This window comes from Bombiscardovia apis, from assembly GCF_033095945.1.
GTDB classification, from domain to species: domain Bacteria; phylum Actinomycetota; class Actinomycetes; order Actinomycetales; family Bifidobacteriaceae; genus Bombiscardovia; species Bombiscardovia apis.
In genome coordinates this window covers 1,379,973-1,393,969 of sequence record NZ_AP026800.1, presented here as the reverse complement: position 1 = coordinate 1,393,969, position 13,997 = coordinate 1,379,973, and the positions used below count along the sequence as shown (strand labels likewise).

General features: G+C 54.6%; 13 protein-coding genes. 8 read left to right on the top strand and 5 right to left on the bottom strand.

The window, feature by feature from the left end; translation table 11 throughout:
• The first annotated feature begins 33 nt into the window (after positions 1-33).
• The 3 genes from guaB to R8377_RS05540 all read left to right on the top strand — a co-directional run bounded on the left by guaB (position 34) and on the right by R8377_RS05540 (position 3,859).
• Positions 34-1,581: an IMP dehydrogenase gene (gene guaB / locus R8377_RS05550; RefSeq protein ID WP_317642505.1), complete on the top strand. Its 1,548-nt coding sequence runs from the start codon at positions 34-36 to the stop codon at positions 1,579-1,581.
• Between the two features lie 122 nt (positions 1,582-1,703).
• Complete coding sequence (gene orn, locus R8377_RS05545; RefSeq protein WP_317642504.1) at positions 1,704-2,408, top strand: oligoribonuclease; 705 nt, start codon at positions 1,704-1,706, stop codon at positions 2,406-2,408.
• 44 nt (positions 2,409-2,452) lie between these two features.
• Positions 2,453-3,859: an ATP-dependent DNA helicase gene (locus tag R8377_RS05540; RefSeq protein ID WP_317642503.1), complete on the top strand. Its 1,407-nt coding sequence runs from the start codon at positions 2,453-2,455 to the stop codon at positions 3,857-3,859.
• A gap of 4 nt (positions 3,860-3,863) precedes the next feature.
• Here the strand turns inward: R8377_RS05540 and brnA are convergent, their stop codons facing one another.
• The 3 genes from brnA to R8377_RS05525 all read right to left on the bottom strand — a co-directional run bounded on the left by brnA (position 3,864) and on the right by R8377_RS05525 (position 5,023).
• Positions 3,864-4,142: a type II toxin-antitoxin system BrnA family antitoxin gene (gene brnA / locus R8377_RS05535; protein ID WP_317642502.1), complete on the bottom strand. Its 279-nt coding sequence runs from the start codon at positions 4,140-4,142 to the stop codon at positions 3,864-3,866.
• The gene (locus R8377_RS05530; protein WP_317642501.1) at positions 4,139-4,363 is read right to left on the bottom strand and encodes a BrnT family toxin; all 225 of its coding nucleotides are present in this window, start codon (positions 4,361-4,363) and stop codon (positions 4,139-4,141) included. Before R8377_RS05530 ends, brnA begins: the two co-directional genes overlap by 4 nt.
• A gap of 177 nt (positions 4,364-4,540) precedes the next feature.
• Positions 4,541-5,023, bottom strand: coding sequence for a GNAT family N-acetyltransferase (locus R8377_RS05525; protein ID WP_317642500.1), 483 nt, complete (start codon positions 5,021-5,023; stop codon positions 4,541-4,543).
• Between the two features lie 139 nt (positions 5,024-5,162).
• On the opposite strand from R8377_RS05525, the gene R8377_RS05520 reads away from it, so the two are divergent.
• A complete protein-coding gene (locus tag R8377_RS05520; protein WP_317642498.1) occupies positions 5,163-6,980 on the top strand; it encodes a proline--tRNA ligase in 1,818 nt (605 codons plus the stop codon).
• A gap of 268 nt (positions 6,981-7,248) precedes the next feature.
• Here R8377_RS05520 and R8377_RS05515 read toward each other — a convergent pair whose 3' ends face one another.
• Positions 7,249-9,114, bottom strand: coding sequence for a leucine-rich repeat domain-containing protein (locus R8377_RS05515; RefSeq protein WP_317642497.1), 1,866 nt, complete (start codon positions 9,112-9,114; stop codon positions 7,249-7,251).
• 653 nt (positions 9,115-9,767) lie between these two features.
• Between R8377_RS05515 and R8377_RS05510 the strand changes: the two genes are divergently transcribed.
• The 3 genes from R8377_RS05510 (at position 9,768) to R8377_RS05500 (ending at position 12,093) form a co-directional block, all read left to right on the top strand.
• Positions 9,768-10,115 (top strand): hypothetical protein, encoded by a 348-nt coding sequence (locus R8377_RS05510; RefSeq protein WP_317642496.1) that lies wholly within the window; start codon positions 9,768-9,770, stop codon positions 10,113-10,115.
• Between the two features lie 3 nt (positions 10,116-10,118).
• A complete protein-coding gene (locus tag R8377_RS05505; RefSeq protein WP_317642495.1) occupies positions 10,119-10,610 on the top strand; it encodes a hypothetical protein in 492 nt (163 codons plus the stop codon).
• 238 nt (positions 10,611-10,848) lie between these two features.
• A complete protein-coding gene (locus tag R8377_RS05500) occupies positions 10,849-12,093 on the top strand; it encodes an MFS transporter (protein WP_317642494.1) in 1,245 nt (414 codons plus the stop codon).
• A 42-nt stretch (positions 12,094-12,135) separates the two neighbouring features.
• On the opposite strand, the gene R8377_RS05495 is transcribed toward R8377_RS05500, so the two are convergent.
• Positions 12,136-13,008, bottom strand: a complete 873-nt coding sequence (locus tag R8377_RS05495; protein ID WP_317642493.1) for an exodeoxyribonuclease III — start codon at positions 13,006-13,008, stop codon at positions 12,136-12,138.
• Positions 13,009-13,336: 328 nt separating this feature from the next.
• Here R8377_RS05495 and R8377_RS05490 point away from each other — a divergent pair, with 328 nt between their 5' ends.
• Positions 13,337-13,972 (top strand): single-stranded DNA-binding protein, encoded by a 636-nt coding sequence (locus R8377_RS05490; RefSeq protein WP_317642492.1) that lies wholly within the window; start codon positions 13,337-13,339, stop codon positions 13,970-13,972.
• Positions 13,973-13,997: the final 25 nt, after the last annotated feature.

Below are 13,997 nucleotides of genomic sequence, written 5' to 3'. Positions count from 1 at the left end.
AGCGTCGTCGTAGCTCCCTAGTAGGCTGTCGTTATGGCTCAAGAGAATACCGTTCATAATCCATCTTCCTACCAGCCTCTTCCAGATAAGTTCCAGCGCTTAGGCCTGGCTTATGATGACGTTCTGCTGCTTCCCAATGAATCAGACGTCATCCCCTCGCAAGTCGACACCACTACTCGTTTGACTCGCAACATCACCATGAAGTCGCCCATCCTCTCTGCTGCTATGGATACGGTAACTGAGGCACCGATGGCGATTGCTATGGCGCGCAATGGTGGCATTGGTGTCTTACACCGCAACTTAAGCATCGAAGACCAGGCCAACCAGGTCGATATCGTGAAGCGGTCCGAGTCCGGTATGATTTCCGATCCCCTCACCGTCACACCAGATGCTACGCTGGCCGAGCTCGACAAGCTCTGCGCTACCTACAAGGTTTCAGGTCTGCCAGTAGTGGATGGTAACCAGCATTTAGTGGGAATCATAACCAATAGGGATATGCGCTTCGTTGAGCCTGCCGATTACGACAAGCTCAAGGTGAGCGACGTGATGACGAAGGACCACCTCATTACCGGCCCTGCCAACATCACTAAGGAAGACGCCCACGAGATTTTGGCGCAAAACAAGGTCGAGAAGCTGCCGCTGGTTGATGCTGAAGGCCGCTTGGCTGGTTTGATTACGGTTAAAGACTTCGTCAAGACTGAGCAGTATCCCGACGCCACTAAAGATGAGCGGGGCCGCCTGCGGGTGGCTGCTGCTGTGGGCTTCTTTGGTGACTCTTGGGAGCGTATCTGCGCCTTGAGGGATGCTGGTGTGGATGTGCTGGTCGTAGATACGGCCCACGGTCATGCCAAGCTCATGCTCGATATGATTAAGCGCATCAAGGCCGACCATGCCTTCGAAGGCGTAGATATTATCGGCGGCAATGTCGCCACTCGTGAGGGCGCTCAAGCTTTGATTGACGCTGGCGTGGATGCCGTTAAGGTGGGCGTGGGCCCCGGCTCTATCTGCACGACTCGCGTGGTGGCAGGCGTTGGCGTGCCTCAGCTCACGGCCGTATATGAGGCTTCCTTGGCCTGCAAGCCCGCCGGTGTGCCCCTAGTGGCCGACGGTGGTATTCACTATTCGGGAGACATTGCTAAGGCTCTCGTAGCTGGCGGCGATACCGTTATGCTCGGCGGGCTCTTGGCTGGTACTGCCGAAGCTCCCGGGGAGAAGGTCCTCCTACACGGCAAGCAATACAAGGTCTATCGCGGCATGGGCTCCCTAGGCGCTATGGCCCCGCGCGGCAAGAAGTCGTATTCTAAGGATCGCTACTTCCAAGCAGATGTCACCGCTTCCGACAAGGTTGTGCCCGAGGGTGTGGAAGGCGAAGTGCCCTTCCGTGGCCCCCTCAACTACGTCCTTTACGAGCTGGTCGGTGGCCTCCACCAGACCATGTTCTACACGGGCGCTCGCACAATTGCTGAACTCCAAGAAAAGGGCCGCTTCATTCGCATCACGGACGCAGCTCTGCGCGAATCCCACCCTCACGACATAGTCATGACCAAGGAAGCCCCCAACTACTCCGGTTTCCATGATTAAAGGCAGCTGACGGTGGAGCATTGCTGCATCGTCGCCTGTCAGCGGTAGATTGAGGGGTTCGGCTTGCATTGTGTGAGGGTCGGGCCCCTTATGGGTTGTAACGAGTGGAAGGAAATAAGCAGATGAGCGATACCAGCGAAGCAGTGTTCACTCCCGAAGAGTCGCGGATGATTTGGATTGACTGCGAGATGACGGGCCTGGATATTTTCCACGACGAGTTGTGCGAAGTCTCTGTAGTGCCGACTGACTTTAATATGAAGGTGCTCGATAAGGGCATCGACTTAGTGATTAAGCCAACAGACGCTGCTGTGTCCCAGATGAATGATTTTGTGCGCAACATGCACACCTCTTCGGGGCTGATCGACGAATGGAACGAGTCCGGTCTGCCGCTGGAAGAGGCCCAGCGCCAAGTAGTGGACTATGTCAAGCAATTCCTGCCGGAGCATGGTAAAGCGCACTTGGCTGGTAATTCGGTCGGTTCCGATAAGAAGTTCTTAGACCGCTATATGCCTGATCTGATGGACCTCCTGCACTACCGCGTTATCGATGTTTCGACCCTGAAAGAGCTATCTCGCCGCTGGTATCCCGCAGTGTATCAAAACAAGCCTGCCAAGCATGGCGGTCACCGGGCGCTGGCAGACATCATCGAGTCCGCCGACGAGCTGCGCTACTACCGCAATATGTTCTTCGCTCCGGCTCCCGGACCAGATGAAGCCGCTGCTAAGGCTGGTGCTCAAGAGGTTGAGCAGACCTCCCTCCTGCGCTCCTACGAGGCTGAGGGCAATCCTGTTGAAGACCCGTCCACGCCGAGCAAGAGCGATTACTAAAGCTTGAGCAATCGCACGTCACTTTCGGGTGGGAGCATGAGAGTATGAAGCAAACCGAAGCCTTGACCATTTTGAACGCCGGCGCCAACGCCTTCATCACTGGTGCGCCCGGTGCGGGTAAGACCTTCGTCTTGAACAAGTTCGTCGAAGAGGCCCGCCAGCGCGGAGCCAAGGTGGCTCTCACTGCTTCAACTGGCATAGCTTCCACCCACATCAACGGTCAGACTATCCACTCGTGGTCTGGCGTGGGCATTACCACTGTTTTGACCGACAGCATTTTGAAGCGCATCAAGACCCGCCGCAAGCGCCAAATTAGTGCAACCGACATCTTGATTATCGACGAAGTTTCCATGCTCCACGCTTGGCTCTTCGACATGGTAGACCAAGTGTGTCGCTCGATTCGCCACAGCCCCGAGCCCTTCGGTGGCATCCAAGTGGTGCTCTCTGGCGACTTCTTCCAGCTGCCACCGGTCTCCCGCTCGGGGCGCAACAACGACATGATTGCTGCCAGCGCGCAGTTCCAAGAGTCTCGGGAACGCTACGCCCAAGCTGGAAAAGACCCAGAAGGATTCGTGACCGAGTCCTTGGTTTGGGAAGAGCTCAATCCGGTAGTCTGCTATTTGACTGAGCAGCACCGTCAAGACGACGGTCAGCTCTTGACCGTGCTGACCGATATTCGCGAGGGTTCCGTCAGTCAAGAAGACCACGACGTTCTAGCGGGTCGCATGGGCCAGCAGCCAGACCCGGGGCAAGTAGCTGTGCACCTCTTTCCAGTCAACAAACAGGCCGATTCTTTGAACGACCTGCGCCTTTCACAGATAGGGGAGGAACCCCACCGGTATGCGGCCACCCAGTCCGGCGACCCGCAGCTGGTAGACCGGCTCAAGAAGAATATGCTGGCTCCTGAGCGCTTAGAGTTGAAAACCGGGGCTGCGGTGATGGCTCTGCGCAACGATCAAGACCACCAGTATGTGAACGGCTCTATCGGCACTGTGCAGGGTTTCGCTCCGCAGTCCAAGGGCGGCTGGCCCATCGTAGCCTTTGAGAACGGCAATATCGTTACTATGAAGCCCGCAGCTTGGGAGATGATGGACGGCGACGCGGTGCTGGCAGCAGTAAATCAGGTTCCCCTGCGCTGTGCCTGGGCTATAACGATTCACAAGTCTCAGGGCATGACTTTAGATCGCGCTGTAATGGACCTGCGCCGCACTTTCGCCCCCGGCATGGGCTACGTAGCCCTCTCCCGAGTTGAAGCCCTAGAAGGCCTCTACCTCAACGGCATCAACGAGCATGCCTTCCTAGTCTCGCCCGACGCAGTCCTCCTAGACTCCGAACTGCGAACCAACTCCCAAACCGCCTGCTCCCGCCTATCCGACGAAGGCCCCGACTCCTTCACCAAGCAATCCCTAAGCCAAACACCAGAAGAATTCAACCAAGACATGCTCTTCTAACGGGTTACGAGTGGGCTACGAGCTCGCGCCTGCGCTCTTGTTCCCTCTGAAGTCTCTCGGATAGCCACAAGTTGATGACCGCATTGCGGCTGACCGCAAGCGAGGAAGCCTGCGCATCGAGCTCGCGTATCATCCATGTGGGCATAGTCATATTGACCTTTTTAGTGCTGCGGCCTGCGGTAAGTATGGGGTGTTCCATGTCGAAGAACTCGGTAACATCTTCACCATCGTCGAATCTGCGATCGATTTCAGCCGCTGTTATGGCTTGCTTGTGTGCTCTCATAAATACTTTCCTCCTTTTTTTCTGGAACGTCGTACAGAGATAATACGTATACGATTACCGCGTAGGGTAGTAATGGCAGTCCAATGTTTGCCAGCAATTATTCCAAGGTTAAGGTACTGCGCCTCGTCATTCATGGGCTTTGTTGCGAACGTAACGATGTCGTTGTCCCACAACTCTTGGGCTTGCTCAAAATCTATGCCATGCTTGGCGAGATTCGTCATGCTTTTCTTAGGGTCGTACTCGAATCCATATCACCCCCTTTGTATCTATGATATATCTATTATATCTCTAAAAGGTGGCTATAAGCAATTGTTGAACAAAACTACTGAGTGAGTTTTGCGGTCATCGTCGCCTTGAACTTTTCAAAAGGGAGTAAACAAGGAAAATGCTCAGCAAGTTTATTCGTTTAAGGTGGCACAGGGGATAGGGCAGGAGAGACGGACCATGTCGCGTAGGGGGATGCCGTTTTCTGTGAGCGGCTCTGGGTAGCGGTCTACGAAATAGTCGCGGTCTATCCAGCTCATTCTTAAACCGCACTTTTGGTAGAGGGCTAGGGCGGCGAAGCTGGTTGAGCCTGTGCCGACTTCTAACCGTTTCATGCCTAATTGCGCGGCTCGTTGTTGGGCAAAACGCACCATGTGGGTTCCTAAGCCCTGCTGCTGGTAATCTTGCGCTACCGCAATGTTGACAATCTCCATCGTTTCTGGCCGAGTTGGCAGCAGCGCCAGCACTCCGGTCAGCTGGTTATCGGCGCGGAATTGATGCAGTTCGCACTTGCCGATATACGCTTCGATAGCGGCTTGCGAAGGGTCTGCGCTGAGCAGGAGCTGCATGCTTTCCTGGTCTGTCCGAGAACTCATGCTGTGGCTGTAATCTACCATATCCTTGCCTTTCGTTGATATTACGGTAGCATGCTGCTGTGCGGAAGTAGTATTTGCCTCGTTTGCGCCGCACAGCGAGTTTGCGTGCTTTGCGCTGCCGAGGCCTGCGCTTGTCGCTGAAAGCGCATATTCTTGGGGTATGAAATCCACTGCATTACGTATGTCAACACTCTTTTTGCGCACCCTGCGTGAGGACCCAGCCGATGCTGATGTCGACTCGGCTCGGCTCTTGCAGCGCGCGGGCTATATCCGCAAGGCTGCGCCTGGCATTTGGACTTGGCTGCCGCTCGGCCTTCGCGTTCTGAGCAAGGTAGAGGCCGTTGTTCGTGAAGAGATTAACGGCATTGGCGCTCAGGAAGTGCACTTCCCGGCCCTGCTGCCGCGCGAACCTTTCGAGGCCACCCACCGCTGGGAGGAGTATGGTGACAACATCTTCCGCTTGAAAGACCGCCACGGGGCTGACTACCTGCTGGCACCTACGCATGAGGAAATGTTTACCCTGCTGGTCAAAGACATGTACTCGTCTTACAAAGACCTGCCGGTAACTTTGTACCAGATTCAGACCAAGTACCGCGACGAATTCCGCCCGCGGGCAGGACTGGTGCGCGGCCGCGAGTTCGTGATGAAGGATGCTTATTCCTTTACCGTCGACGAGGAGGGGCTCCAGAAGGCTTACCAAGACGAGCGCGGTGCTTACGAGCGCATCTTCAAGAAGCTGGACTTGAACTATGTGATTGTTCACGCGGTTTCCGGGCCTATGGGCGGCTCTGAATCCGAGGAGTTCCTGGCTCCACTGGCCATTGGTGAAGATACCTTTGCGCTGGCTCCTTCGGGCAAGGCTTGGAATGTGGAAGCGCTGACGACTCCTGCGGTCGAGCGCATTGACTGCACGAGCACGCCGGCGATGAAGGCACTGGATACGCCAGATTCCAAGACCATTGAGTCTCTGGTGGCTCAGGCCAACGCTCTCCACCCCCGCGAGAACGGGCGAGAGTGGACTGCCGCTGACACTTTGAAGAACTTGATTATTGCCGTCAAGCATGCTGAAGATGACGAGCACGACAAGCCCTGGCGCGAAATTGTGGCCATTGGGCTACCGGGCGATCGCCAAGTTAATATGAAGCGTTTGGAAGCCCAATTTGCGCCTGCCGAGATTGAAGAGGCTAACGAAGAAGATTTGAAGGCTCACCCCGAGTTCGTGAAGGGCTATATTGGGCCGATGGTGCTGGGTCCTCAGGCCAAGGATGCAGACGGCATCGAAGAGCCCGTGCGCTACTTGGTGGATGCCCACGTGGCCGAAGGCTCTGAGTGGATTACCGGCGCCGATCAAGAAGGTATGCACGTATTCCATGCGGTCTACGGGCGCGATTTCAAGGCCGACGGCATGGTTGAGGCTGTCGAAGTGCGTCAGGGCGATATGAGCCCCGATGGCTCCGGCCCCCTGAGCTTCGAGCGCGGCGTGGAAATCGGCCAGGTCTTCCAGCTGGGTCTCAAATACTCGAAGGCCCTGGACTTGAAGGTCCTTGACCAAAACGGTAAGGCCGTGCCCGTGTGGATGGGCTGCTACGGCATTGGCGTCTCCCGTGTGCTGGCTTGCATTGCCGAGTCTCACCACGACGACAAGGGCTTGGCCTGGCCCGCAGTTGTGGCCCCGGCTCAGGTTCACGTCTTGGCTACCGGTAAGCAGGCAGAGGTCTTCGAGAAGGCCGAGCAGCTGGTTGCTGCTTTGGAAGAGCGCGGCATTGAGGTCATCTACGACGACCGCCCCAAGGTTTCCCCGGGCGTGAAGTTCAAGGACTCCGAGCTCATCGGCGTTCCCCTGGTTGCCATTGTAGGCCGTGACACCATGTCCGACGGCACTATCGAAATCCGCAACCGCGACGGCTCCGACTCGGTCTCAGTTTCCGAATCCGAAGCAGCGCAAACAATCGCAGATAGGATTGCTGGCCTCCAATAAGCTGACGGTACCAACGATTCCCTATCAAACTGCGGCAGGTCTTACTTACAGGCCCTGCCGCAGTTGTGCATTGTCCTTCGGTAAAGCGTGACTTGTGCGCTACATACTTGCCTATGAAACTGACGATGCTGCCAATGTAGTGTGGTGGAACAGAGCATTTTCTCTGAAAGATAGCTAGCTTACGAAAGCACAATGCACTAGGCTAATTCCCCGCGAGTACAGTAAGTGAACAACCTTAGCCTAGCCAGCAAAGTTTTACCGCAAACCTTTATCGCAAGAGCTGACATCTCCACTTACGACGGGCTAGCTCAATACCAGTAACCGCCGAGCTGAGAAGCAAAGCAACCCCAGTCATACGTAACCGTGGTCTACTGCCCGCGGTGGGTAGTGTCATGGCTGGTATCCAGTGTGCTTGTAGGGTGATGTCAGCTGTGACGGTGTCGGTGTCGAAGTTCCATTTGGTTCCGGTGGCTGTGTTGTACCAGCCTTCAATGAGTTGGTCTGCGTTGGTGGGTCGGTTTGGTGGTGCGACGAGTTCGCCGGTGTGGTGGGCTTGGTCGTCTGGTGCTGGGCTTCCTCCGTTGGGGTCGAAGCTGACGATATGTCCGGGTACGTGTTGCGAGAATGTGCCGGAGTATATGAAATTGCCGAATGCCATTGGGCTGGAATGATAGAAGTTGAATTTGTAATCTCCGGGCATGGTTTTGTCCCATGTCATGGTGCCTGTGTTGGCATTGTAGTTTTGGTCTTTGCTGGGTGTGGAGGCTATGTCGGGGTTGGGTTGGGCGTACTGGGCTGGGCTGGCTGAGCTGTTGATGGTGGCGGCTCCGAGGCTCATGGGGTTATGTTCGTCGTAGTCGGGCTTGTCAGGCAATTGAAAGTTTTGACTACTTACATCGAACACAACGAGGTTGCTGAATTTGGTTGTGTTTTGGCGTACTGCTGTGACGTCGTCTATTTGATTGTTAGGCATGGATAAGGACTGTAGGTTGCTGAAGTTGCCGTTTTGAATGATGGTGTTGAATGCTGTGGTGTCGATGTTGTCATCCGCTAGTGTGAGCCATGTAAGGTTGGGGAATTGTCCGATATTTTGGGCGAGTAGGCCCCAGTCGCTGATGTTGTGGTTGCCGCTAAGGGAAAGGCTTTCGAGGTTGAGGTTGGTGATAGCGCTGATGTCGGTGATTTGGTCGCCTAAGCCTAGGTGTTTGATGTTGGGCATGTTTTGGATGGTAGTGAAAACGGTATCTCCCAGATGGTTACTGTCTAAGTAGAGCGATTTGAGGTTAGTGAGGTGCTCGAGAGATGTGATGCTGCTGACGCTATTTGATGTTGCATGTAGGTCTTTGAGGTTGGGTAGGTTGGCGAGTGGGCTGAGGTCGGTGAGGGTTTGTTGTCCGTCGAGAAAAACGGTTACGAGATTGGTGGGTCCGGTGAGTGGGCTGAGGTCGGTGACTCGGTTGCCGGGCTTGTTGGAATCATATCCTGGAATTGCTTTATCATATCCGATGCCCATATTGGCAATTGTTATAGAGGTGAGGTTGGTGAGGTTCGCTATCGGTGCGAGGCTAGTGATGCGATTGTCTGGTTTGTTGCAAGTGACAGGATTGACGGAGGCATCTCCAGATACATTACCGACAATGAGGCTGGTGAGGTTGGTGAGTCCCGATAGCGGGCTGAGGTCGGTGACGCGATTGTTGGTGAGATCGAGCTGGGTCAGGTTGGTTAGAGCGCTTAAAGGGGTGATGTCGCTGATTGTATTGCCAGCTCCAGCTGTCCACAAGGTACCGAGGTAGAGAATGCTTAAGTTGGTGAGAGTGCTGAGCGGCTGGATGTTACTGATTTGGTTGCCTTGCAGTTCTAGCCTTGTGAGGTCGGTGAGGTGAGTGAGTGGCTGAATATCGGTGATGCTGCCTGGCCTATTTTGCCCTGATGGGTCATAGATTTCGCGCGAAAGATATAGGTTTTGCAAGTGTGTGAGTGGTGTGAGTGGGCTGAGGTCAGCAATGTCATTGAAATTGTCGTAAGTAAGCGAGCCTGTGTTGCCTGAATAGAGCGTTCTTAAGTCTAAAATGTTGAGGTTGGTGAGGTTTTGTATACCGTTGAGATTACGAATGCCACAATTTCTTGTCTGCAATTGTCTGAGGTTGGTTAGTGCACTTAGCGGGGTTAGGTCTGACAATATATTTGGGCTAATACCGGGTGTTTCGTCATTATCTAAGATGATGTCAGTAAGCCAACTCAAGTGTTGAATGCCGTTGAGGTCGGTGATGCCAGCGTTCCGAAGATACAGGTAGGGGGTGTGGGCGGTATTGGGTAGTGGTGTGTTGGTGTTACCGCTGGTGTATTGGTTAGCGAGGGCTTGGCCGAGGCTGGGGCTGAAGCATTGGCTGATGGGGTCGGTTGCGACGTTGCAGGCGGGTGGTGTTGGTGGGGTTATGAGTGCTGATTGGTCAGCGTGTGCTAGCGTGGGCCGCGTTAAACTAGCGGACCCCCCCCCCCAGGATAGTTAAGGCTAGCGCTAGTACTGTGGCGCTGATGTTGCGTACCCGACGCATTGTGTACCCCTTATCGGTTGGAATTGCACGTATCTTGCACTGGTTCCGATTGTTCGCACTTGCTAGTGTTTTGCGCTTGCGGTTCCCCAACCGAGAGCGCGCAGGACCGCTTGGCCCAAGACTTACCAGCCAGTGTAGCATCTTCTTTGCGGGGTGGGCAGTTTTGTGTATACTCGAACGTATTCACGGGGGGTGTCTGCATATAAACTTGAGTCACAAGGACTATGAGCCCATGAGTACTATGTGGTCTGAAGACCCCGAAATCGTTATCGCTTTTGCGGTTATTGCCCTCTTTGTAATCGCTGTAATCTTCTTGTTTATTTATGCTAAGTTGCATCCGAAACAAGACAACTTTACGCCTACTTTCAAAACGCTCTCTGACGGCTCGGTGCAGATGGAGTTTTCTGGTTTTGGTGGAGCTTTTCAAGAGAAGCGAATCAAGCGCTTTCACGAGCAGTACCAGGTGGGCATGGTCGTTGAACATGAGGGCCAGAACTATCGCATCGTTCAGATACAAGACCACGACGTAGCTGGCATGGTGCTCGACAAGGTATTCGTGGCCTACTTGGAAAGGATGTAAGTTATGGAGCGCACGTTAGTTTCAGAGCATAAGCTCACTTCTGACTATGGATTCAAGGGCAAGCTCAAAGGAATCATCGAATACTGGGTGGCAGGCATCGCTATCCTCGGTGTTACCCGAGTTCCGCAGGTCCAGCACTATATTCGCGAATATCTCAGCGCGTCGATGGCTGATTTTCTTATTCAGGGGCTCTTGTGGATTGTGCCGATATTTTTGGTCATTGGCACAATCGTGACCAGTTTGCAGAAGCACACCTTTAACGAGCTGCGCGTGTACGACACGGGTATCGAGTTTGTGAAGCGCGACAAGGGCTCGCAAGAGCAAAGCGCATACGCGGATTATCCCGACATCACTCTCAGCGACGGCCGTGGGCAGAGCAGCTTCTTCGTGACCGCCCCCAAAGCCAACGTCAAAATGACCCAATACGACTGGAGCGAGTTCGCCGGCTCCGACGTCTTAGAAAACAACCTCCGCCGCTACGGCAACTGGAAGTAAGAGCACTGGCGGTGTAATTAGTAACTGGTGGAAATCAGTAACGTAAGTGGGGCTACAATAGCAGATAACTAGAAGCCAGTTGGGTTGGAATAGCTGGAATGCGCAGGTGCGAGAACTTGCGTGGCACCGTGGAGATGTGATCAAGACCGGTGCTTCACCAAGAAAGCAGACCGGCATGACGATAAACAGCAATCTCCCAACATACCGGAGTCTCCTTGCTGACCGGAGTATCGGACCTATGCTTCTGGCGGCGAACATCAGTAGGGCAGCTTCGGGGCTGATTCCGTTTGGTCTGGTGGCCTTTTATACATCGCGCTCGCAATTTATGGAGGCTGGCATTGTCTCAACCGTGAGCATGCTGGCGGGAGCCGTAACTGCACCCTATAAGGCTCGGCTGCTAACAAGAATGAGTCCTGCTCGTTTGCTCTTGCCCCTAGCGGTTGCTGGCGGTGCTCTCATCATCGCCGCGCAGACTGTAGCTCTTGGTGGTGCGCTTTTTGGGGTCAGTGCTCTTCTGCTGGCGATGGGATTTGCTGTTCTGCCTCCCACTCCGGCTGTCATACGAGAACTGTGGACTCAGCTGACTCCGAGTGAAGCAGCTAGCCGGACCTTGCATGCGCTCGACTCCGTCTTGGAAGAGCTAACGTTCGCGCTGACTCCCTTGCTTACCTCTCTCATTTGGGCTCTGAGCGACCCTTATTGGGCTATAGTGCTGGGAGTAGTGCTTGCGGTTGTGGGGAATGCACTGATTATTGCTGTGGGTTCGAGACAAGGAACGGCGACTCGGCATCTTCTGAGAACTCCGATTGCTGCTGAGCCCAACTCCGCGCTGGCAGGTGATACAAGGGCTGAGCGGCATCGTTTCAAGTTGAGGTTGGCTCCAGATGTGATTCCCAACGCTCTATCACTGCTGCTGCCTATTGCTTGCTTGGGGTTGGCTATGAGCGCTTTGACTATCGTTCTGCCAGCTTGGTCGCAGAGGGTGACTGGTAGTCAACCCCTGTCTGGAGTCTTGCTGAGCCTTATAAGCTGGTCGGGTACGCTGGCAGGGTTTATCTTCGGGCGTATGCGCTTAAAAGCCAGTGATTCGCGCCAGTATCAGTTTGAATCTTTGCTCTTACTTGCTGCCGTAGGACTATTTGCTGTTTCGACTTTCCTGCCTGCAATACTTGCATTGCTGTTGGCTTTCTGTGCTGCGCTACTATTTGGTGCTGCTATGACACCGTTGTTTGTGAGTTCGTATGTGCTTGTGGGGCCTGCATTTGCGGGAAGTCTCCAATCTTCGATGAACGCAGCTCTCGGATCAACCTACAACTTGGCAGATGGCTTGGCTAGCCTTGCTTTCGCGGCTCTCTTACAAGCCAAGGGCGCTGGCTGGACCTTAGTAGTGCTAACGATTCTTGTAGCGCTTGGGGTGTGTTTTGAGTTGCTTCGACCGGTCAGGGCAGCTGGGAAGCCTGCTGCTGAATCTGTAATAAGCTAAATGGCTGCGCTTGCAGTGTTGTTACGGCGTGCCTAGTAAAACTCAGAGGCTGAACTGGAGTTCTAGGGGTAGGTGGTCTAGGCGGGCGCCGGTATCCAGAGGGCGGCAGGCGGTGATAGCACTGGCGGCTCGGTTGGAGGCCAGCCAGTAGTCGATTCTCCAGCCTGAATTGTTGGCTTTGGAGGTTGGAACTCGCTGGGCAAACCAAGTGTAGATGCTGCGCTCGCTGCTGCCCTCGCTAAAAGTGGGCGCGGCGCTGCCGTGGAGCTTGCGGAAGGAATCCGTGAAACCGGCGGCCAAGAGCTCGCTGAACTTGCCGCGCTCCTCGTCGGTGAAACCGGCAGAATGATGATTGGACTGCGGGTTGGCGAGGTCGATTTCCTCATGGGCCACATTGAAATCGCCGCCCGCAAACACGGGCTTGGACTGGTCGAGGCCCTGCAAATATTGGCGGAAGCAGTCATCCCAGAGGCCGCGCTCACCCAAGCGAGCCAAGCCAGAGCCTGCATTGGGAGTGTAGACCGTTACGACGTAAAAGTCGGGGAATTCTAAGGTGATGACGCGGCCTTCGCTATCCATAGGCTCGGGCGCCCCAATGGAGGGATAAGAGACCTTGGGGGAGGGTAGAGACTTTTTGTAGAGCATCATCGTACCGGCGTAGCCCTTGCGCGCTGGGGGTTCGGAAGTGTTGTAGGCAATCTCATAGTCGGGGAAGCGCTGGGCGAGGATGCCGGTGAGCGCTGCCGTCTTTTTGGGAACGGACGAGTTGAGCTTGGTCTCTTGAATGGCGAGCACGTCTGGCGCGGCTTGGGCGATGCGCTCAACGACAGCTAAAGACAGGGCACTGCGGTCACTGGAACCAGCCAAGGCGGCGTTGAGGGAATCGATATTCCAAGAGATGAAAGTGTAAGCCATGCCCGTCCTCTCGTACAAGTGCTTGTGCTTTTAGTTTATGCTCCGCATCTGACTGGCGAAAGAGTGTGAAGAGTGAACTTATCCACAATTGCTGAATGAGGGTCACATTCGACCACATTCTTATTTGGGCTGGCACTGGCTGGTCAGACTAGAGCATGATGGTTCCTACCGCAGGGCTTCGGGTCGCAAGGGGTTGTTGGCGTTATGCTTTTCTCTCCCCTCGCAGACACGAGCAGCCGACCGACCTGAGCCCGAGCGGTCCACACTGAGAAGACTTAAGTGTGGAATCAATAGACGCGAGTATGAATGAAGAAAAGGTAGGCACAAGATGGCCATGCACCAAGCGAGAATAACGATTGCCGGATTTGTGGGCAAAGACCCAGTACGCATTGGGCAAGAAGGTAGTACGGCAGTGTGCACCTTCCGCCTAGCGTCAACGGACGGGTATTACGATGCTAAAACCAAGGCCTGGCGCGAGTTTCCCACCACTTGGATGACAGTAAAGGCCTTCAAAACGCTGGCAAACAATGTCTTACAGTCACTACATAAGGGCGACCCAGTCTTGGTAACCGGTTCGCTTTCAACCGAAGAGTGGACCAAGGAAGGGCAGAAGCGTTCTGCTTTGGTGCTTGAAGCAGATGGTATCGGGCACGACATGGCGATGGGTGTTTCGACTTTTCAACGGGTGAAAAGCGGTGGAGGACCAGACGAGCAGGGCTACGCCGGCGCAGGCTCAGGGGCAAATGGGCAGGCGGGAAGTCAACAAGAACGTGTGGGCAGAGAATCTTCGCAGCTTCCTATACAAGCGCCCGCACAAGCGCCTTGGCTCCAAGAATCTCCTCGCCTTCAACCTGCTGCTGCTTGCCCGCCCTTGCCAGATGACCCATTCGAGGATGCTCATACCAGTAGCGAAAGCCTGGTGAATGAAAAGAAGACACCTGAGATGGTCCCAGATGCCTTCTAAAGCTGAGCGGTGCGAGGTGAATTGG

Excerpts from the sequence above, each read along its gene's own strand:
- guaB (WP_317642505.1), top strand. The coding sequence starts at position 34 with ATGGCTCAAGAGAATACCGTTCATAATCCATCTTCCTACCAGCCTCTT.
- orn (WP_317642504.1), top strand. The coding sequence starts at position 1,704 with ATGAGCGATACCAGCGAAGCAGTGTTCACTCCCGAAGAGTCGCGGATG.
- R8377_RS05540 (WP_317642503.1), top strand. The coding sequence starts at position 2,453 with ATGAAGCAAACCGAAGCCTTGACCATTTTGAACGCCGGCGCCAACGCC.
- brnA (WP_317642502.1), bottom strand. The coding sequence starts at position 4,142 with ATGAGAGCACACAAGCAAGCCATAACAGCGGCTGAAATCGATCGCAGA.
- R8377_RS05530 (WP_317642501.1), bottom strand. The coding sequence starts at position 4,363 with ATGACGAATCTCGCCAAGCATGGCATAGATTTTGAGCAAGCCCAAGAG.
- R8377_RS05525 (WP_317642500.1), bottom strand. The coding sequence starts at position 5,023 with ATGGTAGATTACAGCCACAGCATGAGTTCTCGGACAGACCAGGAAAGC.
- R8377_RS05520 (WP_317642498.1), top strand. The coding sequence starts at position 5,163 with ATGAAATCCACTGCATTACGTATGTCAACACTCTTTTTGCGCACCCTG.
- R8377_RS05510 (WP_317642496.1), top strand. The coding sequence starts at position 9,768 with ATGAGTACTATGTGGTCTGAAGACCCCGAAATCGTTATCGCTTTTGCG.
- R8377_RS05505 (WP_317642495.1), top strand. The coding sequence starts at position 10,119 with ATGGAGCGCACGTTAGTTTCAGAGCATAAGCTCACTTCTGACTATGGA.
- R8377_RS05500 (WP_317642494.1), top strand. The coding sequence starts at position 10,849 with ATGCTTCTGGCGGCGAACATCAGTAGGGCAGCTTCGGGGCTGATTCCG.
- R8377_RS05495 (WP_317642493.1), bottom strand. The coding sequence starts at position 13,008 with ATGGCTTACACTTTCATCTCTTGGAATATCGATTCCCTCAACGCCGCC.
- R8377_RS05490 (WP_317642492.1), top strand. The coding sequence starts at position 13,337 with ATGGCCATGCACCAAGCGAGAATAACGATTGCCGGATTTGTGGGCAAA.